This window comes from Nocardioides salsibiostraticola (assembly GCF_054783655.1).
The window spans coordinates 40315-66094 of record NZ_BAAGQD010000001.1 but is presented as its reverse complement, the minus strand read 5'-3'; the positions used below and the strand labels follow the sequence as shown (position 1 = coordinate 66094).

The 25780-nt window shown below is 69.0% G+C and carries 26 protein-coding genes; 18 read left to right on the top strand and 8 right to left on the bottom strand.

All coding sequences use genetic code 11. From position 1 onward, the window contains the following. Positions 1-7 precede the first annotated feature (7 nt). Positions 8-682: a response regulator gene (locus ACYVLV_RS00305; RefSeq protein ID WP_460806704.1), complete on the top strand. Its 675-nt coding sequence runs from the start codon at positions 8-10 to the stop codon at positions 680-682. A 7-nt stretch (positions 683-689) separates the two neighbouring features. Further along, on the top strand, positions 690-1589 hold the full coding sequence (locus tag ACYVLV_RS00300; protein WP_460806701.1) for a hypothetical protein: 900 nt from the start codon (positions 690-692) through the stop codon (positions 1587-1589). A gap of 65 nt (positions 1590-1654) precedes the next feature. Here the strand turns inward: ACYVLV_RS00300 and glpK are convergent, their stop codons facing one another. Together glpK and ACYVLV_RS00290 are read right to left on the bottom strand one after the other, a co-directional pair. Next, positions 1655-3178, bottom strand: coding sequence for a glycerol kinase GlpK (gene glpK / locus ACYVLV_RS00295; protein WP_460806699.1), 1524 nt, complete (start codon positions 3176-3178; stop codon positions 1655-1657). Position 3179: 1 nt separating this feature from the next. Further along, positions 3180-3998 carry a DUF1028 domain-containing protein gene (locus ACYVLV_RS00290; protein WP_460806696.1) on the bottom strand — a complete coding sequence of 273 codons (819 nt, stop codon included), beginning with the start codon at positions 3996-3998 and terminating at the stop codon, positions 3180-3182. Positions 3999-4109: 111 nt separating this feature from the next. Between ACYVLV_RS00290 and ACYVLV_RS00285 the strand changes: the two genes are divergently transcribed. The 11 genes from ACYVLV_RS00285 (at position 4110) to ACYVLV_RS00235 (ending at position 15417) form a co-directional block, all read left to right on the top strand. Continuing rightward, a complete protein-coding gene (locus ACYVLV_RS00285; RefSeq protein WP_460806695.1) occupies positions 4110-5147 on the top strand; it encodes a 6-phosphofructokinase in 1038 nt (345 codons plus the stop codon). A gap of 95 nt (positions 5148-5242) precedes the next feature. Beyond that, the gene (locus tag ACYVLV_RS00280) at positions 5243-6703 is read left to right on the top strand and encodes an APC family permease (RefSeq protein WP_460806693.1); all 1461 of its coding nucleotides are present in this window, start codon (positions 5243-5245) and stop codon (positions 6701-6703) included. 55 nt (positions 6704-6758) lie between these two features. Then, positions 6759-8093, top strand: a complete 1335-nt coding sequence (locus ACYVLV_RS00275) for a class II 3-deoxy-7-phosphoheptulonate synthase (RefSeq protein ID WP_460806692.1) — start codon at positions 6759-6761, stop codon at positions 8091-8093. 4 nt (positions 8094-8097) lie between these two features. Then, positions 8098-9105 carry a threonine aldolase family protein gene (locus ACYVLV_RS00270; protein WP_460806690.1) on the top strand — a complete coding sequence of 336 codons (1008 nt, stop codon included), beginning with the start codon at positions 8098-8100 and terminating at the stop codon, positions 9103-9105. Then, positions 9102-9944 carry a phytanoyl-CoA dioxygenase family protein gene (locus tag ACYVLV_RS00265; RefSeq protein ID WP_460806688.1) on the top strand — a complete coding sequence of 281 codons (843 nt, stop codon included), beginning with the start codon at positions 9102-9104 and terminating at the stop codon, positions 9942-9944. The genes ACYVLV_RS00270 and ACYVLV_RS00265 overlap by 4 nt, the downstream gene beginning before the upstream one ends. A gap of 34 nt (positions 9945-9978) precedes the next feature. Then, positions 9979-11523 (top strand): sodium-dependent transporter, encoded by a 1545-nt coding sequence (locus tag ACYVLV_RS00260; RefSeq protein WP_460806684.1) that lies wholly within the window; start codon positions 9979-9981, stop codon positions 11521-11523. Then, on the top strand, positions 11520-11654 hold the full coding sequence (locus ACYVLV_RS00255) for a methionine/alanine import family NSS transporter small subunit (protein WP_460806682.1): 135 nt from the start codon (positions 11520-11522) through the stop codon (positions 11652-11654). The genes ACYVLV_RS00260 and ACYVLV_RS00255 overlap by 4 nt, the downstream gene beginning before the upstream one ends. Before the next feature lie 45 nt (positions 11655-11699). Further along, positions 11700-12791, top strand: coding sequence for a sigma-E factor regulatory protein RseB domain-containing protein (locus ACYVLV_RS00250; protein ID WP_460806681.1), 1092 nt, complete (start codon positions 11700-11702; stop codon positions 12789-12791). Further along, a complete protein-coding gene (locus ACYVLV_RS00245) occupies positions 12791-13753 on the top strand; it encodes an ABC transporter ATP-binding protein (RefSeq protein WP_460806678.1) in 963 nt (320 codons plus the stop codon). Before ACYVLV_RS00250 ends, ACYVLV_RS00245 begins: the two co-directional genes overlap by 1 nt. Beyond that, complete coding sequence (locus ACYVLV_RS00240; protein ID WP_460806676.1) at positions 13750-14565, top strand: ABC transporter permease; 816 nt, start codon at positions 13750-13752, stop codon at positions 14563-14565. Before ACYVLV_RS00245 ends, ACYVLV_RS00240 begins: the two co-directional genes overlap by 4 nt. Before the next feature lie 72 nt (positions 14566-14637). After that, positions 14638-15417 carry an esterase/lipase family protein gene (locus tag ACYVLV_RS00235; RefSeq protein WP_460806673.1) on the top strand — a complete coding sequence of 260 codons (780 nt, stop codon included), beginning with the start codon at positions 14638-14640 and terminating at the stop codon, positions 15415-15417. A gap of 23 nt (positions 15418-15440) precedes the next feature. Here ACYVLV_RS00235 and ACYVLV_RS00230 read toward each other — a convergent pair whose 3' ends face one another. The 3 genes from ACYVLV_RS00230 to pknB form a co-directional block, all read right to left on the bottom strand. Further along, positions 15441-16295 carry an NADase-type glycan-binding domain-containing protein gene (locus ACYVLV_RS00230; protein WP_460806670.1) on the bottom strand — a complete coding sequence of 285 codons (855 nt, stop codon included), beginning with the start codon at positions 16293-16295 and terminating at the stop codon, positions 15441-15443. 109 nt (positions 16296-16404) lie between these two features. Next, positions 16405-17292, bottom strand: coding sequence for a deoxyribonuclease IV (locus ACYVLV_RS00225; RefSeq protein ID WP_460806667.1), 888 nt, complete (start codon positions 17290-17292; stop codon positions 16405-16407). A gap of 26 nt (positions 17293-17318) precedes the next feature. Next, the gene (pknB, locus tag ACYVLV_RS00220; RefSeq protein ID WP_460806665.1) at positions 17319-19415 is read right to left on the bottom strand and encodes a Stk1 family PASTA domain-containing Ser/Thr kinase; all 2097 of its coding nucleotides are present in this window, start codon (positions 19413-19415) and stop codon (positions 17319-17321) included. A gap of 172 nt (positions 19416-19587) precedes the next feature. Here pknB and ACYVLV_RS00215 point away from each other — a divergent pair, with 172 nt between their 5' ends. The 3 genes from ACYVLV_RS00215 to ACYVLV_RS00205 are packed head-to-tail and all read left to right on the top strand — an operon-like array spanning position 19588 to position 20973. After that, a complete protein-coding gene (locus tag ACYVLV_RS00215) occupies positions 19588-19971 on the top strand; it encodes an Rv2175c family DNA-binding protein (protein WP_460806663.1) in 384 nt (127 codons plus the stop codon). Positions 19972-19981: 10 nt separating this feature from the next. Then, positions 19982-20524 (top strand): guanyl-specific ribonuclease, encoded by a 543-nt coding sequence (locus ACYVLV_RS00210; protein ID WP_460806661.1) that lies wholly within the window; start codon positions 19982-19984, stop codon positions 20522-20524. Then, complete coding sequence (locus ACYVLV_RS00205) at positions 20521-20973, top strand: barstar family protein (protein ID WP_460806659.1); 453 nt, start codon at positions 20521-20523, stop codon at positions 20971-20973. Before ACYVLV_RS00210 ends, ACYVLV_RS00205 begins: the two co-directional genes overlap by 4 nt. Before the next feature lie 207 nt (positions 20974-21180). Here the strand turns inward: ACYVLV_RS00205 and ACYVLV_RS00200 are convergent, their stop codons facing one another. Further along, on the bottom strand, positions 21181-22341 hold the full coding sequence (locus ACYVLV_RS00200) for a polyprenyl synthetase family protein (protein ID WP_460806658.1): 1161 nt from the start codon (positions 22339-22341) through the stop codon (positions 21181-21183). 70 nt (positions 22342-22411) lie between these two features. On the opposite strand from ACYVLV_RS00200, the gene metF reads away from it, so the two are divergent. After that, entirely contained in the window at positions 22412-23311 is a 900-nt protein-coding gene (metF, locus tag ACYVLV_RS00195; RefSeq protein ID WP_460806654.1) for a methylenetetrahydrofolate reductase [NAD(P)H], read from the top strand. Positions 23312-23329: 18 nt separating this feature from the next. On the opposite strand, the gene ACYVLV_RS00190 is transcribed toward metF, so the two are convergent. Further along, positions 23330-24637 (bottom strand): phytoene desaturase family protein, encoded by a 1308-nt coding sequence (locus ACYVLV_RS00190; RefSeq protein ID WP_460806652.1) that lies wholly within the window; start codon positions 24635-24637, stop codon positions 23330-23332. 10 nt (positions 24638-24647) lie between these two features. Further along, the gene (locus ACYVLV_RS00185; RefSeq protein ID WP_460806650.1) at positions 24648-25118 is read right to left on the bottom strand and encodes a YbaK/EbsC family protein; all 471 of its coding nucleotides are present in this window, start codon (positions 25116-25118) and stop codon (positions 24648-24650) included. 60 nt (positions 25119-25178) lie between these two features. Between ACYVLV_RS00185 and ACYVLV_RS00180 the strand changes: the two genes are divergently transcribed. Beyond that, complete coding sequence (locus ACYVLV_RS00180; protein WP_460806649.1) at positions 25179-25619, top strand: hypothetical protein; 441 nt, start codon at positions 25179-25181, stop codon at positions 25617-25619. Positions 25620-25780: the final 161 nt, after the last annotated feature.

Genomic DNA, 25780 nt, shown 5'->3' with positions numbered 1-25780 from the left:
TCCACGAATGGACGACGTACCCCCGATCACCGTGATGGTGGTCGACGACCACCCGATGTGGCGCGACGCCGTCGAACGCGACCTGCTGGCCGCCGGACTGGATGTGGTCGCGGTGGCATCGGACGGGCACCAGGCCCTGGCCCGCTTTCCGGCGGCCCGCCCGCGCGTGGTGGTTCTGGACCTGCAGATCCCCGGTCCCAACGGCGTCGAGGTGACCGCCGCGGTGCTGCGCGCCGATCCTTCGGCGCGGGTGCTGATCCTGTCCGCCTCCGGGGAACAGGATGACGTCCTCGAAGCGGTGAAGGCGGGTGCGACCGGCTACCTGGTCAAGTCGGCCTCCAAGGAGGAACTGCTCGACGCCGTGAGGCGGGTGGCCGCCGGGGACACCGTGTTCACCCCGGGGTTGGCTGGTCTGGTGCTCGGCGAGTTCCGCCGGATGGCCAAGCCGGAGGTCCGGGGTGAGGACGCTCCGTTGCACGAGGAGCTCACCGAACGCGAGACCGAGGTGTTGCGCATGGTGGCCAAGGGCTTGTCCTACAAGCAGATCGCGGAGCGGCTGGTGCTCTCGCACCGCACGGTTCAGAACCACGTCCAGAACACCCTGCGCAAGCTCCAGATGCACAACAGGGTGGAGCTGACCCGTTACGCCATCGAGCAGGGGCTGGACGAGGACGAGCAGTGACCTCCCGATGAGTCGGCCGTCCTTGGTGCAGATCGCGGACGATCTGTACGCCGAGGCGCCCGCCGACTTCACCGCCGCGCGAGACGCCCAGGTCAAGGAGTTGAAGGGCACCGATCTGGCCGCTCAGGTCAAAGCTTTGCGTAAGCCGTCGGTCGCGGCCTGGGCGGTCAACCTGCTCGTACGCCGTGACCCGGCCCAGGTCGAACAGTTGCTGGCGGTGGGGGAGAGCCTGCGGGCGGCCCAGGAATCCATGTCGGCCGATCAGTTGCGCACCCTGACCAAGCAGCGGCGGCAGGTGACAGCCGCGGTGACCGTCCGAGCGAGGGGGCTGGCAAAGGATGCGGGCACCCGGGTGTCGGAGTCGGTGGCCGACCAGATCGAGACCACGCTGACCGCGGCCATGGTCGACGTCGACTGCGCCCGTGCGGTGCGCAGCGGGCTGCTGGTCCGCTCGCTGCAGGCCACCGGCGTGGACTCCGCCGACGTCGCTGATGCCGTGGCCTGCCCCGACGCACTGGGCTTCGCCGCGACTCCCCGGGCGACGACCCGGTCAGAGGCGCCGGCGGGGCGAGGCGGTCTCCACGTGGTGCCGGATCCCGAAGCGAACGCCAAAGCGCTCGCTGTGGCCGAGCGGGCACTTCAGGCCGCCCAGGACGAGGTCGATCGGGCGGAGGCCGAACGCGACGAACTGGCCGGTGAGATCGCCGATCTAGAAGCACGGGGTCTGCAGGTCCAAGCGGAGATCGACGAACTGAAACGCCGTCTCGCCGGACTCGAAGAGACGATGGACGACGTCGATGAGGAACTCGTCGAAGCCGAAGAGGTCCGCACCGCCGGTGACGTAGCCCTCTCCGCCCTGATCCGCGTCCGCGACGAGGCCCAACGCGCGGTCGAAAAACTGGGGTAGTCCCTGACGCTTGTGCGACGACACGCCGCGTGGCGTCGCACAAACGTCAGGGACTATCCCGGCGTTTAGACCTGGGCCCAACCCTGGGAACGGCGTACCGCTTCACTCCAGCGGGCGTGGGCGGCGTCGGACTTGCCCCGGGAGTCGGGGTCGGTCGACGGGGTGAACGCGCGATCGAGATGCCAGGTCTCGCGCAGGTCGTCGGTGGAGTCCCAGACCCCGGTGCCCAGACCGGCCAGGAAGGCGGCCCCCAGGGCAGTGGTCTCGACGAGCTCGGGACGCTCGACCGGTACGCCGACCTGGTCGGCCTGGATCTGACACAACAGGTCGTTGCCGGCCGCGCCGCCGTCGACGCGCAGCGCGCAGGTCTCCGGATCGACGTCGCGCCAACCCGGCATGGTCTCCAGCACGTCACGCACCTCGAAGGCGATCGCCTCCAAGGTGGCGCGCACGATGTGGGCGCGGGTGGTGCCCCGCGTCAGCCCGATGATCAGGCCGCGGGCGTGCGGGTCCCAGTGCGGGGCTCCCAGACCGGTCAGCGCGGGCACGAACACGACCCCCTCGGAATCGGGGACGGTGCGGGCGATGGCCTCGGTCTCGTCGGCCGAGCCCACGATCTGCAACCCGTCGCGCAGCCACTGCACCGCGGCGCCGGTCACGAAGATGGACCCCTCCAGGGCGTAGGTGAGTTCTCCCTCCGGAGAGCGCCAGGCAGCGGTGCTCAGCAGACCGGCGTCGGAGCGTTCGAGGGTGGTCCCGGTGTTGGTCAGGATGAAGGAGCCGGTGCCGTAGGTGCACTTGGAGTCACCGACGTCGAAACAGGTCTGACCGAACAGCGCCGACTGCTGGTCCCCGGCGATGCCCGCGATCGGCAGCTCCAGACCGCAGAACGACTTCGGGTCGCTGGTGGCGATGTCCCCCCAGTTGGGCACGAGCTCGGGCAGCGCGTCACGGGGCACCCCGAACAGGGAGCACAGTTCGTCGGACCAGTCACCCTGCTCCAGGTCGAACAGCAGGGTCCGAGACGCGTTGGAGACATCGGTGACGTGCCAGGTGCCACGCGTCATCCGGGCGATCAGGTAGGAGTCGACGGTGCCGACGGCGTACCGCCCCGACTTCACCAGGTCCCAGGTGCGGGGCTCCTGCTCGGCCAGCCACATCAACTTGGTGCCGGAGAAGTAGGGGTCGAGGCGTAACCCGGTGAGTTCGCGGACCCGGTCCTCGTGGCCCTCCTCGCGCATCCGCGTGCAGATGTCGGCGGTACGCCGGTCCTGCCAGACGATCGCGCGGCGGGGGGACCCGAGGGTCTCCCGATCCCACAACAGCACGGTCTCGCGCTGGTTGGTGATCCCGATCCCGCGCAGGAGCGAGGCATCACAACCCGCGAGTGCCTCCTTGGTCGCCTGGAGGGTGGCCTGCCAGATCTCCTCGGGGGCATGCTCGACCCACCCGGGCTGGGGGAAGTGCTGGGCGAACTCCTGGTAGCCGCGGGCCAGAATCAGACCGGCGTCGCTGACCACGATCGCGGTGACTCCGGTGGTCCCGGCGTCGATGGCCAGGACGCTGCTGGTGGGGGTCTGGGCGCTCATCTCAGGCTCCTCCGCGGGTGACGATGTCGAGAATCTGCTGGTCGATCCAGGTCAGGTCGTCGGCGACCCGCATCTCGTAGTTGTTCGTGCCCACCCAGGTGCTGAAGTCGGTCGCCCCCTCGGTGGCCGCGAAGCTCTCCAGATCCGCGAGTAGCGCGGGGCTGACGTGCACCTTCTCCGCGTCGGTCGAGGCCGTCAGATACAAGCCGTTCAGCCCGAGCAGCCGCGTCAGTTCCGGGATCGGGGCGGCGTGGTCGTCGACCCGGAGATCCACGTCGATGTCGTCCCCGGCGTCGTACCCGGCCTCGTCGCGGACCACCAGGAGCGCGGCGGACTGACGGCCGCGTTTGTCACCCCCGGCCTCGTCGCCGGCCGCGAGGGCGTCGAGGAGTCGTCGCGCGAATGGGGTCTCGGACCCGGACAACCAGGCTGTCTCCATGGCGGCGATGACCTCGGGACCGGCCAGGCAGTTTCCCTGGATGGCGTACGCATCGCCGGTGAGGCCGCCGGCCCAGTCGACGCATTGCGCGCCGGTGTGGGAGGCGGCCCTGCCGTCCAGATCGACGATCCCGACCTGGCGGTGGTCGCGGCCGTCGTCCTCCTCCAAGAGGCGGTCCAGGGCCACCTGGGCGGTCGCTCCCTCGTCGAGGTGGGACAGGGCCAGACCCTTGTAGGCCACGTTCGCGTGGGCCTGGGTGGCGATGGCGCCTAGCTGGGCCACGGCGGCGGGAACCACGGAACCCACCGCGAGGAACTTCGAGGCGACGGCGACGCCCCACGACTCACCGTCGACGGATCGGGCCACGATCGAGAAGGTCATGTTGCTGACCCTATAGCGATCCGGCGCCCGGGGGAGTTGACTAGGGTCGCGAACAACGTCCACGACTTGAACGAACACGGCTTCTCCCCGAGAGGCCCACAGGAGGCCCCAATGCGCGTCGGAATTCTCACCGGAGGTGGCGACTGCCCCGGACTCAACGCGGTGATCCGCGCGGTGGTCCGCAAGGGGGTCACTCAGCACGGGATGGACTTCGTCGGGTTCCGAGACGGCTGGCGTGGCCCGATGGAGGGACTGACGATGCCCCTGGGGATCGCGGAGACGCGCGACGTCCTGACGCGGGGCGGCACGATGTTGGGCTCATCTCGCACCAACCCCTACTCCGTCGACGGTGGCGTCGAGAAGATCCAGGCCACCTTCCAGGAGTTGGAGATCGACGCCCTGGTGGCCATCGGCGGTGAGGACACCCTCGGGGTTGCCACCAAGTTGGCCGAGGCCGGGGTGAGCGTGATCGGCGTACCCAAGACGATCGACAACGACCTCTCCGGCACCGACTTCACCTTCGGCTTCGACACCGCGGTGCAGATCGCGACCGACGCCATCGACCGTCTCCACACGACCGCCGACTCCCACCACCGGGCGCTCGTGGTGGAGGTGATGGGTCGCCACGCCGGGTGGATCGCCCTGCATTCGGGGATCGCCGGGGGAGCCAACGTCGTGCTGATCCCGGAGCAGCCCTTCGACATCGAAGAGGTGTGCCGCCACGTCGAGTCGTGCTTCGCGAGCGGACAGGCTCCTCTGATCGTGACCTCCGAGGGCGCCGTACCCCTCGAGAGCGAGGACGGCCAGGGCATGAGTTTGGTGTCGGGGGAGAAGGACGCCTTCGGACACGTGCGCCTCGGCGGCATCGCCGACCGGATCGCCTCGGAGGTCGAGGAGCGCACCGGCCGCGAGACCCGGTCGGTGGTGCTGGGGCACCTGCAGCGCGGAGGCACGCCCACGGCATTCGACCGGTGGCTGGCGACGAGGTTCGGGCTGGAGGCCGCCGACGCCATCGCGGAGGGTGACTTCGGCACGATGATGGCGCTGCGTGGCAAGGACATCGTGCGCCTCCCACTGATCGAGGGCACCGGGGAGCTCAAGGTCGTCAGCCCCGAGGAGTACGCCGACGCACAGGTTTTCTTCGGCTGAGGGCTACTCCGATCCCGATCTCCATGGTCGAATAACGGACAAAGGTGTGATTACTCCAGATCCCACCATCCGGGTCGGATCATGGGGAGACCGTCATGAGCACACCAGCAACCTCCGCGCAGGACCAGCGGGACGGACAGGGGACTCCGTCCCTCAAGCGGGTGATGGGCCCGAAGCTGCTCCTGCTGTTCATCGTCGGCGACATCCTCGGCGCGGGCGTTTACGCCGTGACGGGGGACATCGCCGCCCAGGTGGGTGGGATCGCGTGGCTCCCCTTCGTGGTCGCGTTCGCGGTGGCCACCCTGACGGCCTTCTCCTACGTCGAACTGGTCACGAAGTACCCCCAGGCCGCTGGTGCGGCGCTGTACACCGAGAAGGCGTTCGGCATCCACTTCGTCACCTTCCTGGTGGCCTTCGCGGTGGTCTCCTCGGGGATCACGAGCGCGTCGACCTCGTCGGGTCTGTTGGCTGAGAACCTGCTGATCGGCCTGGATGAGTTCCTCCCCGGGATCCCCACGGGGAGTGCAGCGTCGTTGGCGACCGCGCTGTTGTTCATGCTGCTCCTCGCGTTCATCAACCTGCGCGGCGTGGGGGAGAGCATGAAGTTCAACGTGGTGCTGACCCTGATCGAGATCGCCGCCCTGGGGATCGTCATCGCGATCGGGTTCTTCGCCGTCGCCGGGGGTGATTCCGACATCGGCCGCATCACCGTCTTCGAGAGCCCCGACGACAAGGGCCTGTTCGCGGCGGTGACGATCGCCACCGCGATCGCGTTCTTCTCGATGGTCGGTTTCGAGGACTCGGTCAACATGGTCGAGGAGACCAAGGACCCCGAACGCATCTTCCCGCGCATCGTGTTCACCGGTCTGGGCATCGCGTTGGTCGTCTACGTGCTGGTGGCGATCTCGGTGATCGCGGTGATCCCGGCCGGCGACATCGCCGACCCACAGAACCCCGACGCGGGCATCCTGCTCGACGTGGTGCGGGTCGGTGCCCCCGGTCTGCCGATCGACAAGATCTTCCCCTTCCTGACGGTCTTCGCGGTGGCGAACACCGCGCTGATCAACATGCTGATGGCCAGCCGCCTGATCTACGGCATGGCCCAGCAGGGCGTTCTGCCGCGCACCCTGGGACAGGTCCTGCCGGGTCGGCGCTCGCCGTGGGCCGCGATCGTGTTCACCACCGCCCTCGCGCTGGTCCTCATCACCGTGGTGCGCCTCGGGTCCGGCTCCAGTGTCGTGGAGTCGCTCGCCGGGACCACGGCCCTGCTGCTGCTCGGCGTCTTCACGGTGGTCAACATCGCGTGCTTGGTCCTGCGCCGTGACGACACCGGGCGAGGGTTCCGCGCCCCCACCGTGATCCCGATCCTGGGGGCGGTGACGTCGGCGTTCCTACTGGGGCCCTGGGCCCGCTCGCCCGAGGACTACATCCAGTACAAGATCGCCGCCGGACTGCTGGGCCTGGGCGTGCTGCTCTGGGCGATCACCTGGGGGATCAACCGTCGTCAGGACGACTCAGCGACCCAGTTCGACGACGTCGATCAGCTCGAGGGCTAGTCCGCGGCCGTCGGACCGAATGCGCGCCCGCTGCGGCTCCGCGTAGGCTTGACCGGTGAACTTCCCCGACCTCGCTGACCTGCACGCGCTCGGCCCGGCCCAGCAGCCGACGTACCCCGACTCTGCTGCGGTGGACGCCGCCGTGACCACCTTGCGCCGGATGCCCCCGCTGGTGTTCGCGGGGGAGTGCGACGAGCTCAAGGAGAAACTGGCCGCCGTCACCCGCGGTGAGGCCTTCCTGCTCCAGGGCGGGGACTGTGCGGAGACCCTCGAGGGAGTCACCGCGGACAACGTGCGCAACAAGTTGCGCGTGCTGCTGCAGATGGCCGTTGTGCTGACCTACGCAGCCTCCGTGCCGGTGGTGAAGCTGGGTCGCCTGGCCGGGCAGTACGCCAAGCCCCGCAGCTCGGACTTCGAGACCCGCGGCGACATCACGCTCCCGGCCTACCGCGGTGACGCTGTCAACGGATTCCCCTTCACCGAGGCCGACCGCATCCCCGACCCGCACCGTCTGGTCGACGTCTACAACGCCAGCGCCGCGACCCTCAACCTCGTGCGTGCCTTCACCACCGGTGGGTACGCCGACCTGCGCCAGGTCCACACCTGGAACACCGACTTCGTCCGCGACTCGGTGGCCGGACAGCGCTATGAGCTGCTGGCCCGGGAGATCGACAAGGCGTTGGCCTTCATGTCGGCCATCGGCGCCGACCCCGACGAGTTCCACCGCGTCGACTTCCACTCCTCGCACGAGGCGCTGATCCTCGAGTACGAACACGCTCTGACGCGTATCGACTCGCGCACCGACCTGCCCTACGACGTCTCGAGCCACTTCGTGTGGATCGGCGAACGCACCCGGCAGCTCGACGGCGCCCACGTGGAGATGCTCAGTCACATCCAGAACCCGATCGGGGTCAAGCTCGGTCCCACGACCACCCCCGACGATGCCCTGGCGCTGGCGGCCAAGCTGAACCCCGCCAACGAACCCGGTCGACTCACCTTCATCACCCGCTTCGGCGCGGGCAAGATCCGCGAGGGACTGCCCAATCTCGTGGAGAAGGTCGCGGCCTCCGGCGTCGAGGTGGCCTGGGTCTGCGACCCGATGCACGGCAACACCTTCGAGGCGTCCTCGGGCTACAAGACGCGCCGCTTCGACGACGTCATCGAGGAGGTCCAGGGCTTCTTCGACGTGCACCGCGCCGCCGGAACCTGGCCCGGCGGCGTTCACATCGAACTCACCGGTGACGACGTCACCGAGTGCGTGGGTGGAGGCGAGGACCTCACAGACCTCGACCTCTCCTCGCGCTACGAGTCCGTGTGCGACCCGCGCCTGAACCGCGTCCAGTCCCTCGAGCTGTCGTTCCTGGTGGCCGAGATGCTGCGCAAGGCCTGAGGCCGTGAGCCTCTCGGTCGATCTGCGGTCCGACACGCTGACCGCCCCCACCTCGGCGATGCGGGCGGCTATGGCCGCCGCCGAGGTCGGTGACGACGTCTACGCCGAGGACCCGACCACCAATGCTCTTCAAGAGCGAGTGGCGGAACTCTTCGGCCACGAGGCGGCCCTGTTCACCCCGACCGGATCGCTGGGCAACGTCCTGGCCGTCCGGTCCCTGGTGCAGCCCGGCCAGGAAGTGCTTTGCGAGTCGCGGGCCCACATCGCCCGCGCCGAGTTGGGGGCCCACGGAGCCTTCCTCGGGGTGACCATGCGGACGTGGATCCACGAGCGGGGACAGATCGACCTGCCGATGATCCAGGGACTCTTCGCCCCCGACATGGGGCCGTTCTTCGTGCCCACGGCGGCGATCTCGGTGGAGAACACCCACAACTTCGCCGGGGGAGCGGTCCTCCCGATCGAGGACCTTCGCGCCCTGAAGGCCTACGCGGAATCCGTGGGAGCCAAGGTGCACCTCGACGGCGCCCGGATCTGGAACGCCCATGTGGCGACCGGCACGCCGCTGCTTGAGTACGGCGCGATCGCCGACGTGATGTCGGTGTGCCTGTCCAAGGGACTCGGCGCCCCGATCGGCTCGCTGCTGGTGGGCAGCAAGGACGCCGTGGCCGAGGCGAGGGTGTGGCGCAAGCGCTTCGGGGGTGGGATGCGGCAGACCGGGATCCTGGCGGCCGCGGGTCTCCACGCCCTGGACCACCACGTGGAGCGGTTGGCCGACGACCATGTCCACGCACGTCTGCTCGCCGAGGCGTGTGGTGTCGATCCGCAGTCGGTGGACACCAACATCGTGGTCGTGGAGCGTGAGGACGCCGCCGACGTCGTACGCCGGGCCGCAGAGGCCGGCGTACGCATCGCCACGGTCGGGCCGCGAACGGTACGGATGGTCACCCACCTCGACGTTGATCGCGAGCAGACCGAGCACGCCGCCAAGATCCTCGGTGACATTCTCCGGTGAGCGGGGACTACCAGACCGCCGACCACGCGCGGAAGTACGCCTCGACCGCGGGCACCCAGCCGCCCATGGACCCGGACCTGAAGCAACGCTGCCTGAACGATCTCGAGCGCGACGGCTACACGATCGTCGAAGGTGTCTTCGACGAGACGGAGTTGGCGGCGGTCCGCGCAGGGGTGGAGCCGCTCTTCGTCCACGACGGCGGTCGCAACGAGTTCGAGGGTCTGCGCACCCGCCGCCTCTACTCGCCTCTCGACGAGACGACCGTGCTCGACGAGATGGTCGAGCATCCGATCGCCCTCGGGCTTCTGGATGACCTCTTCGAACCCAACTACCTGCTCTCGCAGTTGCAGGTCATCGACATCGCGCCCGGTGAGAAGGCGCAACCGTTGCACCCGGACGACGCGTTCTACCCCTGGCCCCGACCACGTCCGGCGCTCGGCGCGGCGACGATCATCGCGGTCGACGACTTCACCGAGGACAACGGTGCGACCGTGGTGTTGCCGGGCAGTCACCTCTGGGACGACCACTATCCGACCGAGGACGAGACTGCCACGGCCGTGAAAGCGGTGATGCCGGCCGGCTCGATGCTGTTCTTCCTCGGGACCACCTGGCACGGCGGGGGTGCCAATCACACCGACCGTTCCCGGATGTGCGTCACCGCGCAGTACTGCCGACCGTGGTGCCGGCCCCAGGAGAACTTCAGTCTGTCGGTCAGCCGTGAGCGGGTGGCGGCGTCGAGCGAGCACGTACGCCGTCTGGTCGGCTACAGCATCCATCCGCCGTTCATGGGCTTCGTGCGAGGTCAGCACCCGAAGCGGCTGCTCGAAGAACTAGGGTGACCCAGAACACCCCAACTGACCCTCGGAGCAGCCGATGAGTACGCACAACGTCGCGGAGCAGGACGCCAGCAGGGGGTCTTTCTCCAGCCGCAAGGTCTTCATCTTCGCCGCCATCGGTTCGGCCGTGGGGCTCGGCAACCTGTGGCGCTTCCCCTACGTGGCCTACGAGAACGGCGGTGGGGCGTTCCTGATCCCCTACCTGGTCGCACTGCTGACCGCGGGTATCCCGTTCCTGCTGCTCGACTACGGGATCGGCCACCGGTTCCGGGGCTCTGCTCCGCTGTCCTTCGCGCGGTTGCGCCGCGGGGCAGAGGGCCTGGGCTGGTGGCAGGTCGGGATCTGTTTCCTGATCGCCGTCTACTACGCGGCGGTCCTCGCCTGGGCCGTGCGGTACGCCGTGTTCTCGGTCAGCCAGGCCTGGGGGTCGAAGCCCGAGGAGTTCTTCTACGGAGAGTTCCTCCAACTCGGCGATCCCGGCGTGAGTGCCTCGCCCGTCTGGGGCGTACTCGTGCCGATGCTCGTGGTGTGGGTCGTGGTGATCGGTGTTCTGCTGCTGGGTGTTCAGCGGGGGATCGGCGCCACCGCCGCAGTCGCGATCCCGATCCTGATCGTGTGCTTCACCATCCTGGTCGTGCGTTCCCTGTTCCTGCCCGGCGCCGGCGCCGGACTCGATTCGTTCTTCACCCCCGAGTGGGGCGCACTGCTTCAGCCGTCGGTCTGGGGGGCCGCCTTCGGGCAGATCTTCTTCTCGCTGTCGATCGGCTTCGGCATCATGATCACCTACTCCTCCTACGTCGACCGTGACACCGACATGCCCGGTTCGGCCGTGGTGGTGGGCCTGTCCAACTCCGCCTTCGAACTGCTGGCGGGTATAGGGGTCTTCGCGGCTCTGGGCTTTCTTGCCCAGGCCAGCGGCATGGCCGTCGACGAGGTGGCCGCCGACGGCATCGGGCTGGCCTTCATCGCCTTCCCGGCGATCATCAGCGAGGCTCCGGGCGGGGCCGTGATCGGAGTGCTCTTCTTCGGGTCCCTGGTGATCGCAGGCCTGACCTCGCTCATCTCGGTCATCGAGGTGGTCATCTCCGCGGTCCGCGACAAGTTCGAGATGACCCGGGCCGCGGCGACCGTCTGGGTCGCGGTGCCGATGGCGCTGCTGAGCCTGATGTTCCTCTCGACCACCAGTGGGCTCTACGTGCTCGACATCCTCGACCACTTCCTCAACCAGTTCGGGATCCTGCTGGTGGCCGTCGTGTCCATGCTCGTGGTGGCGTGGGGCGTCCGCGCCCTGCCGATGTTGGGGGCTCACCTCAACGACGGCGGCTCGATACCGATCGGGTTGTGGTGGCGGGCGCTCATCGGGGTCGTCACCCCGCTTGCGCTCACCGGCGTCCTGGTCGCTGCACTGTGGGCGGACATCAAAGACCCCTACGGGGGCTATCCCGCCTGGATGCTGCTGGTCTTCGGGTGGGGAGCAGCGGTGGCGGTGGCCGCCTTCGGCTTCCTGGTGGCTCGAGTGCCGTGGCGACGGGGCACCGACCTGTCCGATCCGGAAGTCGAACGAGTGGAGGGAAACCGATGAGCGCCTCAGCCATCGTGATGATGATCGTGTCCATGCTGATCATCTGGGGCGGTCTGGTGGTGGCGATCATCCACCTGAACCGCTCCACCACTGGACTGCCGGAGGGTTCCGAGGTCCATCGCGACCTGTGAACTAGGTCCGTTCGGCGTACGCACCACCCCCGTAGGCTCGAATGAATGACGCCCCTACGACGCTGGCTCCTCGTGGTGGTCGGCGTCGTGCTCGTGGTGACGGTGCCGCTGGCGGTCCGCGAGGTCCCGGCACCGAGCAGCAACGTGAGCGCTGGGGATCTCCTGGACCTGGTCCGCGGGTCGAGCGACCAGCCCTACAGCGGGTACGTCGAGAGTCGGGGGACCCTGGCGCTTCCCACGGTCGACAGGTTCACCGACGTCGGCGCGGTTCTGGGGGACGAGTCGAGGCTTCGGGTGTGGTGGCGCGGCGAGGACGCGTGGAGGGTCAACCGGCTCAAGCTGGCCGGGGAGACCGACCTCATCCACGTCGGAGACCTGACCACCGAATATGACTACGAGGACGCCACGGCGACCACCAGTGTCGACCCCGACATCCGCCTACCCCGGTCCTCAGACCTACTTCCGCCGCTCCTCGCGCGTCGTCTCCTGGGCGACGTCACCGACAACGACGTCGCACGACTGGGCACCCGACGGATCGCGGGTCGCGTCGCACCCGGGCTGCGGGTCACCTCCCCGGACGACACGAGTCGGATCGCGCGGGTGGACCTGTGGGCCGACCCCGACACCGGCGTACCCCTGCGCGTCGAGGTGTACGCCGTCGACGGGGTCGTCGCGGCGGTCTCGACGGCCTTTGCGGAGTTCTCGACCACCACGCCCGACCCGGACCAGGTGATCTTCGAGCCGTCCCCGACGATCGAGACGCAGTTCGACGAGGTCCTCGACATCGCCGACGCGGCCAATCAGTTCGCGCCGTTCATCCCACCCTCCGCAGTGGGCGGGCTGGCCCAGACCGACGCGACCCGGGGCGCGGTGGGCGTCTACGGATCCGGGCTGACGCAACTGATCACCATCCCTCTGCGGGGTCGGGAGGCCCGTCCCCTGCGTGACCAACTGCAGAAGACACCGGGGAGCACTCTGGAGCCCGAGGGCACGCTGGTCCCGTTCGGTCCGCTCGCCGTTCTGCTCACAGGGGAGGGCGACGACGGCGGTTGGCTGATCGCCGGAACCGTCAGCGGGGACCTGCTGGCCGCCTCGGCGCGCGATCTGTTCACCGACACCGTGTTCGTAGGAGACTGATGACCGATCCGGACCCCCGACCTTCGGTGATTCGCACGGAGGCCCTGACCAAGCGGTTCCGTTCCATCACCGCCGTCGACGCCATCAGCCTCGACGTCCGCGAGGGTGACGTCTACGGCTTCCTGGGGGCCAACGGCTCGGGCAAGACGACCACCGTGCGCATGCTGCTCGGCCTCGTCCTCGCCACCTCCGGGCACGCCGAGGTGTTGGGCCAGGCCATGCCGGCGGCGGCGGGCCGGGTGCTGCCGGACGTCGGCGCGATGATCGAAGGACCTGCGGCCTACCCTCACCTCTCCGGGCGGCGGAATCTCACCCTGCTCGACGCGATGGGTCGCGGATCCTCCCGTTCGGGGCGATCCACGCGCGTAGGCGAGGCGCTCGAGCAGGTCGGCCTGTCGGGTGTGGACGCCCGGCCGGTGAAGGCCTACTCCCTGGGCATGCGGCAACGACTCGGTCTGGCGGGGGCGCTGCTGCAACGACCGCGGCTACTGATCCTCGACGAACCCACCAACGGGCTCGACCCGCAGGGGATCCGCGACATCCGCGCGCTGCTGGTGCGTCTGAGCGCCGAGGGCACCACGGTGTTCCTCTCCAGCCATCTGCTCGCCGAGATCGACCTGATGTGCACCCGGGTCGGCGTGCTCGACCAGGGTCGGCTCGTCCTCCAGGACCGTCTGGAGAACCTGCGCGGCCCCACCGGCCGGGTGATCGTGAAGACCCCCGACGCGGGTCTGGCTCGCGAGGTTCTTGCAGACGGAGACCGGGCACGGGTGCAGGATGCGATCGGCGACCGTCTGGTCATCGCCGGTGCGACCGCCCCGGACCTGAACGCGCTCTTGGTGGCGGCCGGCGTACGCATCGGTGAACTGACCCTGGAGCGCCGGACGCTCGAGGAAGTCGTTCTCGAGGCCAGCACGGCCAGCGCGGATGTCCATGAGCCCACCCCGGGGGTCGCCTCGTGATCCGGGTCGAACTCTCCAAACTGCTGCGCAACCGACGGACCTGGGTGACGATCGCGCTCATCAACGCCCTGCCGGTGATCGTCGCGGTCCTCCTCGCGGTGACCAACCTCGGACCCCGACCCGGTGAGGGGCCCGCGTTCCTCTCCGCGGTGCTCACCGACGGCACCCTCTATCCGTTGGCCGCACTGGCCATCGTCCTGCCACTCTTCCTGCCGATCGCGGTGTCCATCGTCGGCGGCGAGGCGATCGCCGGGGAGTCCCAACTCGGCACGCTGCGCTACCTGCTGGTGCGTCCGGTAGGGCGCCTGCGCCTGTTGGTCGCCAAACTCGTCGCCGTGCTGGCCTTCGTCGTCGTCACCGTGATCGTGGTGGCGGTCGTGGCCTACGTCCTGGGGATCACCCTGCTCGGCACCGAGTCCCTGACGACCGGCGCCACGAGCGTCTCCGGCACCAGCTTCTCGACCCCGGAACTGGTGGGGCGGACCACCCTCGCTTTCACCTACGCGATGCTCTGCATGGCCGGGGTCGCGACGATCGCGCTGTTCCTCTCGACCGTCGCCGACCTCCCGCTCGGGGCCGCTCTCGGCACGATCTCGATCTTCATCGCCTCGACCCTGTTGCTGACCCTGGACGCGGCCGAGGTGTTCTGGCCCTACCTGCCGACCCGCTACTGGTTGGCGTTCGTCGATCTGTTCCGCGACCCCATCCTCTGGCGCGACCTGGTCAAGGGAACCCTGCTGCAACTGGTCTACATCGGAGCCTTCTTCGGCGCCGCCTGGGCGAACTTCGCCACCAAGGACATCGCCGACTGAGCTGACCGGGCCGGGTCATCGGACGGGTCCACAGGGCTTGGCCGCTGGGCACACCCAGGCAGACTCGGAGGCATGTCCCCGCAACGTCGTCGCCTGTTCATCGCTCTGGCGGGCCTCGTGGTCGGCGTCCTCGTCTTCATCGCCGCGGCCGCCCGCGTCACCGGGGACGATCCGGTCGAACCCGTCGACCAGGAGTCGGTCGGTCCGGTGCTGCTCCTGCCGGGGTACGGCGGCAACACCAACTCCCTCGAGGTGCTCCAGGCCGCGTTGATCGACTCCGGCCGGGACGCCCGCATCATCGACCCACCCGGAGACGGCACCGGTGACCTGGTTGAGCAGGCTCAGCAGGTGGAGCAGGTCGCCTCGAGCCTGGTCGCACAGGGCGCACCATCGGTCGATGTCGTGGGCTACTCGGCCGGGGGAGTCGTGGCCCGGGTGTTCGTGGACTCCGAGGGCGGCGGGTCATTGGTACGCCGGGCGGTCACGCTGGCCTCCCCGCACCACGGCACCGACATCGCGGCCCTGGCCGGGGGACTGGCCCCCGACGCCTGCCCCGCGGCCTGTGAGCAACTCGTTCCCGACTCCGATCTCCTACGGGGACTCAACGTCGACGACGAGACGCCCGCGGGACCGGAGTGGGTCAGTCTGTGGACCACCGACGACCAGACCGTCGTACCGCCGTCGTCTGGGAGCCTGGACGGAGCGGTGGACTACTCGATCCAGTCGGTGTGCCCGGCTCTGGTGGTCAGCCACGGGGACGTCCCGCGGACTCCTGCGGTGATCGCGATGGTGCTCGATGCGCTAGGGCCCGAGACACCGCTGGTGCCGACAGCGGAGAGCGTCTGTTCCTGAACTCAACCGGTGAACGGCGACCGTCAGGCCGCGGTGCCGAACAGCAGGACTTCGCTGATCGCGGTGTAGTCGCGCGATGCCGGGCCCGACCCCGGGTCGGTGACCGCATCGATGGTCATCGTGACGGTGGTGGTGGTGACCGGATCGATGTCGATGCTCTGCATCGTGCGGTCCTCGGCGAAGTCCTGACGCACGGTGGTGCCGTCATCGAAGGTCCAGGTGACCGACTCGATACGTCGGTTGCCGTCGTACCAGTCGAGCGATCCGGCGCTCTTCGCGTAGCCGTTGATGAGCCCGACGCGGGTGAGAACGGCTCGCGCAGGGAAGGTCAGGGTGATCTCACCACCGGTGGCGTCGCCCGGGGTTCGCCACGTGGTGCCGGGGAGGCCGTCGACCATGTTGGCCGCGTCGTAGCGGACCAGATTCCTCGAGGTGTCCCGGCCCGGTGAGGCTGTGCCCGGGACCTCGGGCATCGCGAACCGGATGAGGTCCTGCGGCTCCTCTCGCTCCTCCTCAGGACCCTGCGTCCTCGGCTCCGCGGGCCCGCTCGCCGAAGGCGCTCCGCCGGAAGCCGCAGCCAACTCGGCGGCCGTCGGTTCGGAGTCGTCGCCGCTGGCGCCACCCAACAACCACGCACCTACCCCGGCGGCCCCCGCCAACAGGACGAGGCCGATCACGAGCACGGGCAGCCAGGCGATGAGGGGTCGTCCCTCGACCTCTTGCCGGTGCGGAGACGCAGCAAACGGTCGATCGGGCGGCAGATGGGACGTCGGGTCGGGGATCAGTTCGGGATGGGGTTCACCGTCGATCGGAGTCCCACAGTTCAAGCAGAACCGGCCCACGTCGACGCGGTGGCCGCAGACCCTGCAGGTGTCCATCTCGCCTCCCATGGTCGATACGGCCAGCCCGGACCCCAGTCAGCCTACGGGGGTGGACCGACACCCGGAAACGAGCAGACGATCCGCAGCCGAACCCCAGCCGGACGACTCACATCGCGGTGGAGGCCCGCAACTCTTTGAGCAGCGGCAGGTCCGGGTCGTCGGCCGTGCGCGACCCCGGGGTCTCCAGGATGAACGGAACGCCCTCGGTGGCCGGGTGAGCGAAGAGTTCGGCGAAGGCACCGGTGCCGATGTGCCCCTGCCCGATCTTCTCGTGCCTGTCCTTCATCGCTCCGCGAACGTCCATCGAGTCATTGGCGTGGATCAGCCGCAGTCGGTTCGCTCCGCCGATCTCGACGATCCGGTCGACGGTGGACGTGGCCCCGCCGTCCTCGTCGAGCGGCGCCCCGGCCGCGAACACGTGACAGGTGTCCAGGCAGATCCCGGCCTTGGGGTGGTGGTCGAGCGCCTCCAGGTAGGGGTCGAGGTCCTCGACCCCGGCGCACAGGCTGCGCCCCTGCCCGGCGGTGGGCTCCAACAGCAGCCACGGTGCAGCGTCGTCCGCGATCGTCTCGAGCAGAGGCAACAGACCCTCGCGCACCTGACGCATCGCCGCGGCGTACCGCGCGGTGGCGCCCTCGCGGTCATTGCTGGGATCGACGTACGACCCGGTGTGCACGACCACCCCCTCGGCCCCGATCTCGGCGGCCCGCTTCAGGTTGTGCGCCACCAGCGCGACGGACTTCTCGTACGTCGCCGGGGTGGGGGAACCGAGGTTGACCAGGTAGGGCGTGTGGATGAAGGTGCGGATCCCGCCCTCCGCGGCGGAGGTGCGAAAGGCAACGTCCTCGGCAGGTTTGCCCGCCGACAGTGCCCATCCCCGGGGGTTGCCGACGAAGACCTGCAGGGTCTCGCAGCCGAGCTCCTCGGCGTCGGCCAACGCGCCAGCGGCCAGACCCTTGCCGACCAGGACGTGGGTTCCGATGGGATTGCGCATGGGCGCAGGCTAGTGCGGTGCGGCGCTCAGACCACGTTGAGGGTGATGGTGCTGCCCTTGGGGACCAGCTCTCCCGAACCGGGGTCGGTGCTGAAGACGAAGCCCAACGGGTTGGAGCTCCTCGACTGCACCTCGACCTCGAAGCCGAGGTCCTCGAGCCGGTCGGTGGCCGCACTCACCCCGAAGGCCCGAACCGAGGGGACCTCGACCAGTTCGGGACCCTTGGAGACCACGAAGGAGACCGACTCGCCTCGGAAAACGGTGCCGCCGCTGGGGTTCTGGGAGATCACGGCGTCCTTGGCGACGTCGTCACTGAACTCCTCGGAGGCGACCTCCGCGACCAGCCCGCGCTTCTCGTAGGCCGCGCGTACGTCCTCGATGTCCTTGCCGACCCAGTCGCCCACGTTGATCGGTTTGCGGCCCTTGCTGATGATCAGATCGACCGCAGCGCCGGGACGCAGGGTGGTCCCCGACGCGGGCCTGCTGCCGATCACGACCCCCGCGGCCACCGTCTCGGAGAACTTCTCCACGCTCTCGTCGTAGGCCAGGCGCACCGTGAGCAGGGCGTCCTGAGCCTCATCCTCGGTCATGCCCGCGACCTCGGGGACGTCGTAGCGTTCCTTGCCGAGGGACAGTTGCAGGGTGAGCGACCCGTCGCTCAGCACACGGGATCCGGCGGCCGGATCACTGCTGATGACGGCACCGGCCGGCACGGTCTCGGAGTACGTCGGGTCGTCGTACTCATAACCCAGGCCGGCTGCATCCAACTTCGCCTCGGCGGCGGACTGCTCCATCCCCAGCACCCCGGGGGTTGTGGTGTAGCGAGCGAACCCGAACCAGTACGCCGCGCCGCCCCCGCTCAGGGCGAGGACCAGAGCCAGTAGGAACAGCAGAGGCCCCTTCTTGGGTCGCTTGCCGCGCGCTGGCTTCGAGGATCCTCCCCGGCCCGCGGCGGCCGAACTCGCCACCCCGGAGGGCGGGGAGGGCGGACGGGGTCCTCGTTCGCCTCGCTGCGGGGTCGCAGGAGAAACCGGTGGTGGGTCGGCCACCGGGTAGGTCACGGTGTACTCCCGGTCGTCGGGCTCGTGGTCCTCGGGGGAGGGCCCGCCCGCCGGGGTCGGCGCCAACAGCGTCGCCATCTCCTCCTCGTCCCACGGCTCCGGCGTGGTGTCCCGCAGCTGACGCGTGGTGGAGGTCAGGGCCAGATCCTGGGTCAGTTCGGGATCCTCACGGACCCCGGCCGCCAGCGCGTGGCTGACCCGGTGCACCTGATGGAGCAGGACCGATGCGTCGGCGGGACGCTGCCCACGGTCCCGGGCGGTGGCGCGCGCGACCAGGGCGTCGACGTACTCCGGGATGCCGGGGACCAGGCTCGAGGGGGCGGGAACGTCCTCGTGAACGTGCTTGTAGGCGACCTGGATGGGGGTCTCGCCCTCATGGGGTTTGGTTCCGGTCAGCAGTTCGAACAGGACGACGCCCGCGGCGTACACGTCCGCTCGAGCGTCCGCGCGACCCTCGATGACGAGTTCGGGGGCCAGGTAGGAAACGGTTCCGATCAGGACCCCGGCGGTCGCGGTGTGCTGGGTGTCGGCGCTGATGGCCTTGGCCAGACCGAAGTCGGCCACCTTGATACGACCGTCGTCGGCGATCAGGACGTTCTCGGGTTTGATGTCGCGATGGATGATCTGGGCGCGATGGGCCGCGCTCAGGGCGGACAGGATGGGTTCGACCAGTGCCAACGCCTTGGACGGTGACATCGGAGCTTCCTTGGCGATGGTGTCGCGCAGCGTGTGACCGTGGATGTACTCCATGGCCAGGAACACCACGCCGTCGTCGTCGCCCTGGTCGTAGACCGACACCACGTTGGGATGGGAGAGCTTGGCCGCCGAGCGCGCCTCACGCACGAAGCGGGTGGCGAAGTCGTCGCCCTCCCCAAGCCCGGCGTGCATGATCTTGATCGCCACGGTTCGGTCCAGGCGAAGGTCGGTGGCCTCGTAGACCGAGGCCATCCCGCCACGGGCCACTCGCCCGGCGATCCGGTAGCGACCTTCGAGTAGCCGCCCGGTCATGGGGTCGCCAGATCGAGCGTCGTTGCCGTTGGTGGCGTGACGATCTGATGGCACGGGCGACCCTCCTGCGACCGGATGGGGAAGGATCCGGGGTCTCGATCCTACGGATGCGCACCCGATTTGGCTCGTGTGCGGGGAGTGCGGCGTGGCGTGAGGCATCTCGCACCCGGGGCAGCAGGCGCTTCACGGTGGCCGGGATTCGTGCCTGAGGTGATATCAAGTGCTTATGAGCGCTCCCCTCGCCGATGCCGACCTCGACGCACTCGTTGCCGATTGGATCGATTGGGCCGAGGCGGCCCGACGGTTGGGTGTCACGGTCTCCCGCGTCCGCACCATGATCCGTGAACACGAGTTGGCGGCCGCCGTACCCCGGGAGGGTGCGGGGCAGCAGATCCCGGCGGACTTGATCCAGGACACCGACCTGGGCCCCGGCCCCGTCAAGGGCCTGCCGGGTCTGTTGACGGTGCTGCACGACCAGAACTTCGACGACCGCGAGATCATCGCGTGGTTGTTCATCGTTCAGGAGGACCTGCCGGGTCGCCCGATCGACGCGCTGCGCGAGAACCGCGGGTCCGAGGCCAAGCGCCGCGCACAGTCGATCGACCTCTGAGGCCACGGCAGTGACGACGCCGACCGATCACTGGCAGCGCAAGCCGAAGAAGAACAAACAGCGCAGCGAGTTCCTCGGCATCCTGCTCGTCCTGGCCGTCGCCATCGGGATCTGGCTGATCAACGGCCGGGACCCGGGGACCCCGACCGCTGTCCTGCCCTCACAGGAGTCCACCGTGAGCGCAGGGGTGCGGCCCAGCGCCCCGCCCACGTTCTCCTCCTCGGGGAAACCCATCGAGGAGTCAAGCGAGGCCTCGGACGTCGACCCCGACTCCGGACTCCCGCTGATCTCCGAGTCGGAGCTGCCTGAGGAAGCGCTGGATGTCCTCGACCGGATCGACGCTGGAGGACCCTTCCGTTACGACAAGGACGGTTCCCGTTTCGGGAACTTCGAGGGGATCCTCCCCGACGAGTACGACGGCTACTACGCGGAATACACCGTCGACACTCCTGGCGTTTCGCATCGGGGGGCACGCCGGATCGTGACCGGTGCCAGCGACGAGTACTACTGGACCCAGGACCACTACGAGTCCTTCTCCCGGATCGCGCGTTGAGCGGACTGGCGCCGGTTCTCGCGGGCCGCGAGCCCACAGGCATGTTCCGCTGGGCCGCGGAGTTCACCGCGCAGGATCTGACCACCACCTTGGAGGTGGCCGGCTGGCGCCTGGCTTCAGTGGACGGCGCCTACGCCCAGACCAAGGCCGAGGTCCTCGCCGCCCTGGGGGTGGCTCTGGACCTCCCGGACTACTACGGCGCGAACTTCGACGCCCTGGCCGACTGCCTGGGTGACCTGGAGACCCCCACGGTCCTGCTGTGGGACGACTGGGGTCCCTTCGCTCGGGCCGACGAGCGCGCTTTCTCGATTCTCCGTCGCATTGTCGAGGGCCGCGCCATCGACACCAACTCCACGAACCCGACCAACCCCATCAAACCCACCAACCCCGGCTTCCTCGTCCTGCTCCGCGGCGAGGGCCCCGATCTGGACATCCCCCTCCTCGACTGACCACGAAGTTCGTCAAATGGGGCGCCGAGGTTCGTCAAATGGGGCGCTTGATCGCGTCTGGCTGATCTCGCGTACCCATCTCGCGAACTTCGTGTCCCCATCTCGCGAACTTCGCGTCCCCATCTGGCGGACTTCGTGTCCCCATCTCGCGAACTTCGCGTCCCCATCTGGCGGACTTCGTGTCCCCATCTGGCGAACTTCGTGGGGCTAGACGGTGCGACGGGTGGCGGCGGCCGCGAGCTGACGCAGTACGCCGCACGCCCGCTCGTCCAGGGATGCCGCACCGGAGGGGTCTGGGTCCAGGGCGGTCACGGCCACCGAGGTGAGTTGCTCGATCACCGCCTCGACCTGGGCGTTGGCGCCCGAGGCATCGATGATCCGACGCAGGTCGTCGACGGCCGCGGGGGAGAGGTCGGTCCCCAGCCCGGCGTCGAGGGTGGCCGCGTCCTGGCGGTCTGCCGCGTCGAGGGCCAAGGCGACCAACACCGTCCGCTTGCCCTCGATCAGGTCCCCGCCAGCCGGCTTGCCGGTCGCCGCCGGATCGCCGAAGACGCCGAGAAGGTCGTCGCGCAGTTGGAAGGCCTCGCCGACCGGGAGCCCGAAGGAACTCAGCCGCGCCAGGACGTCCGGGCCACCACCGGCCAGGGCGGCGCCGATCTGCAGGGGTCGTTCGATGGAGTACTTGGCGGACTTGTAGCGCAGCACCGTCATCGCGGCGTCGACATCCGCCCGACCCCGGGCCTGCACCGAGACATCGAGGAACTGCCCGGCGATCACCTCGGTGCGACAGTCGTCGAAAACCTCCAGTGCCGGTCCGACCCGCTCCCAGGGAAGCCCGCACCGGCGCAGCATCTCCTCGGCCCAGCCGAGGAGCAGGTCTCCGAGCAGGATCGCCGCGGCGGCGCCGTACTGCTCGGGATCCCCACGCCAACCGTCTCGACGGTGCTCGGCCTCGAAGGCGCGGTGCGTGGCCGGCCGACCACGACGGGTGTCGGAGGCGTCCATGTAGTCGTCGTGGACCAACGCGCTCGCGTGCAGCAACTCCAGCGCCGCACAGGCCCGCACCAGCGCGGACGGGTCCGGCGTGGCGGGGGCCGCCGCGTGGTAGCCCCACCAGCAGAACGCAGCCCGGAATCGCTTGCCCCCACGCACCGCTTCGCGAGCGGACCGCACGAGCCGTTCGGCGTCGGGGCCCAGGGGAGCCAGGCGAGCAGCCTGGTCGTCGAGGAACGCATCCAGGGTCGTTTGGATCTCGGCCCGGAAGGCGGTTCCGTCCCAGGGCCCATCCGCGGGCCCATCAGAGGGCCGGACGTCTGACCCGTCAACTGGATCGACGGGCGGTTGATCGGGGGCACCAGAGACGCTCACGTTTGCGAGACTAGTAGCCGTACGTAAGACACATCGGGCCGGGCCGACGCTCCCCTCATAGACTTGGGGCATGACTCAGGACCAGCAGCCGGCGAGCCGCCGCATCGGCGAACTCATCCGAGCCGGTGAACGATCCTTCTCCTTCGAGTTCTTCCCGCCCAAGGACGACGAGGGCGAGCGGATCCTGTGGAGGTCCATCGGCGAGCTCGAGCCGCTGTCCCCGACCTTCGTGTCGGTCACCTACGGTGCCGGCGGGGCGACCCGCGACCGCACGGTGGCGATCACCGGGCGTATCGCCCGGGAGACGACCCTGGTGCCGATGGCGCACCTGACCTGCGTGGGCCACACGACCGACGAGATCGGGGGGATCCTGCGGGAGTTGTCCGACGCGGGGGTCCAGAACGTGCTCGCCCTGCGCGGGGATCCGCCGGCCGGTCCGGGGACCGCGTGGACCAGCACCCCCGGTGGCGTCGAGTACGCCTCGGATCTGGTGGCCTTCATCCGCAGGAGCAGCGACCTGGCGGTGGGGGTCGCGGCCTTCCCCGAGGGGCACCGCGACGCCTCGGACCTGGACGCCGACACTGCCGCGATGAAGGCGAAGTACGACGCTGGCGCGGACTTCGCGGTCACCGAGATGGTGCTGCGGGCCAATGACTACTTCGCCCTGGTGGAACGGTGCCAGGCCATCGGCGTCGACTTCCCGATCATCCCGGGCATCATGCCCATCCTGAACGTGAACTCCATGCGCAAGATGGTGGAGTTGTCCGGTCGCGAGATCCCCGCGGAGGTGACCGCCCGGATCGAGCCGCTGGCCGACGACCCGGCGGCGGTTCGCGCCGAGGGCATCGCGATCGCGACCGAGTTGTGCGACACCCTGCTCGAGCGGGGCGCGCCCGGCCTGCACTTCTACACGTTGAACCGCTCCAAGGCGACGCGAGAGATCTACGCAGGCCTGCAGGCCACCGTCTGAATCAGATCACCGTCTGAGTCAGGCCGCACCGATCGACTGCGCCACCAAGGCGGCGGAGAGCCCGACGAGGTGTACGCCGGACCCAGGTGTGGAGTGGGCCCCAGCGGCGTACACGCCGGGGATGGGCGTGGTCGGCCCGAGGCGGTGGCGCACCGTGGCCCGGCCCTGCCACATCACTCCCATGGGAGACCCACCCCACCCCTCGACGAGTTCGCGGGGACTGAGGTCGATGCGGGAGACGATGTTCTCGCGCACGTCGATGCCGTGTCGGGCGAGTGCCCGCAGCACGTCCTCCGCCAGTTTGCCGCGGCCGTGCACCGTCCAGGCGTGCTGGCCCTCGGGCGCGACGCCACCGGTCCGGACGATGAGCATCGGGTCGCTGTGCAGGACCACCTCGTGCGGCAGATCGGGGACGTCGCCGTCGAGCCCGAGGTGAGCGATCACCGGGGGGATGGCCGGCATCGAGGCGGCGACGTACGACGCCAACGCGGGTAGCCGTCGAGGGTCGATGGCGCACACGATGTGGTCCGCGGCCACCTCGCCGACCGCGGTGCTGACCGCGACCCCTCGTCCACCGCGCACCACGATGTCGCGCGCCTGGTTCTCGAGCAGCACGGTGACCTTGCGGGTCGCCAGCCGTCGCTCCAGGGCTGCGGTGAGTTCGCCCATGCCGCCCGGGACCTCCCAGCCGCCGAAGCACTGCTCGAGATAGGCCTCCAACCCCATCCAGGCGGGCACGTTGCGCAGGTCGTGGCCCTGGGCGACGAACGGGTGCCCGGCGACCACGGCGAGGCGTTCGTCGCGGAACTGACGACGCAACCGCTTGTGCAGGGTCTCCCGACTGCTCAGCAGCGCAGCGACCTCACGTGGGCGGTCCGCGGCGGCGGTGGGGACCTCGAAGTAGTGCCGGCGCAGGGTCTCCCAGACCTCGTTGAACGAGTCGACGTACCCCGCCCAGATCTTGCCGAGCCCGGGCCCGAGCTCATCGAAGGCGGCGACCTGGGCGACCACCGACCCGCCGGGGAGGCGGACCGAGGTCTTGTCCTCGAAGCGGTGTTCGCGCAGGACCTCCAGCGGCTTCAACTCCGCCTTGAGTTCGGCCTCCAGGGGCCGCCCGGACTTGCGGAAGAGATCGCGCATCACGGCGGGAACGATCAGCGAGGTGGGGCCGCCCTGCCAGGTGAACCCGTCCTGGGTGACCGGTGCCATGGCTCCGCCCAGCACCCGACCCGACTCCAGGAGAGTCACCTCGTGGCCGAGTTTGGCCAATCGTGCGGCACTCGCCATCCCGGCGAGCCCGCCGCCGATCACCACCACCTTCGCCATGCCGCTGACCCTAGACGTCGATGGTCACCGCGCCGGTCATGGCCACGATTTCGGCGTACGTCGTGGAGAACACAGCTGCGGGATGGCCGGCGGCGGCCCACAGCACGTCGTACCGCTCGAGCCAGGAGTCCAGGTAGGTGGGCACCGGCGAGGGATGGGCGATGGGGGAGACTCCGCCGATCGCCTGTCCGGTGTGCTGTTTGACGAAGTCGGGCTTCGCCCGCGACAACCGGGGTACGCCGATCGCCTGCGAGGCCTTCGCGGTGTCGACCCGGTGGGCACCGGAGGTGAGGATCAACACAGGAGCACCCTCGGCGTCGAAGAGCAGGCTGTTCGCGATCGCCCCCACCTCACAGCCCAGGGCCTGGGCAGCCAGTGCGGCCGTGTGGACCGAGTCGGGCAGGATGACGACCTCGCCGACACCACCGCGGCGGAGATGCTCATCTCGGAAGCGACTGATCGAAGGATGCTCGGTTGCCATGGATGGGACCATAGGGGAAGTCGGTCACGACGAGTCCACAGTGCGAGGGAGAACCAGACAGTGAAGTTGCCGGATTCGGTGCTCCGTGCGATCTGGGGCCTGCGCGCGTTGGTTCTCGTCGGAGCCGTGACCGCAGCGCTGGTCGTGGTCTTCCGGGACGATCTGATCGCCTCCTGGTCGGTCGGGCACCCGATCGACAGCGCGATCAAGCCGCCCGCCTTCGTGCCGGTGGCCCTGGTGTTGTTCTTGGTCACCGCCGGGCTGATCCTGGTGCTGGTGCCCTTCCTGCGCACCGCCCACCCCTGGGCGCGCTACTCGTTGGTGTCGATCGTGCTGGCGGTCCTGTTGGCGACCGTCGCCGGACTCCGCACGGACCCTCCGGTGGTCTTCGTGGTGATCTCGGCCGCCTCGATCCTGCTCGAGTTCGTCATCCTGGCCCTGCTGTTCCACCGGGACACCAGCGCTTTCCTGCGCGGGTCGACCATCGCCATCGACGCCTGAGGGCGACTCGCGCAGGGCCATCGGCCCGGTCCTCCACAGCCTGGGTGATCTGTCCTTGACGGGATGTCGGTGGGCGGGTGTACCTTGCAGATGTTCGAACACGCGTTCGAACGACTCGGTGAGGCGATCTCGATCTGCACCGCCGAGCCTTCATCCCTGAG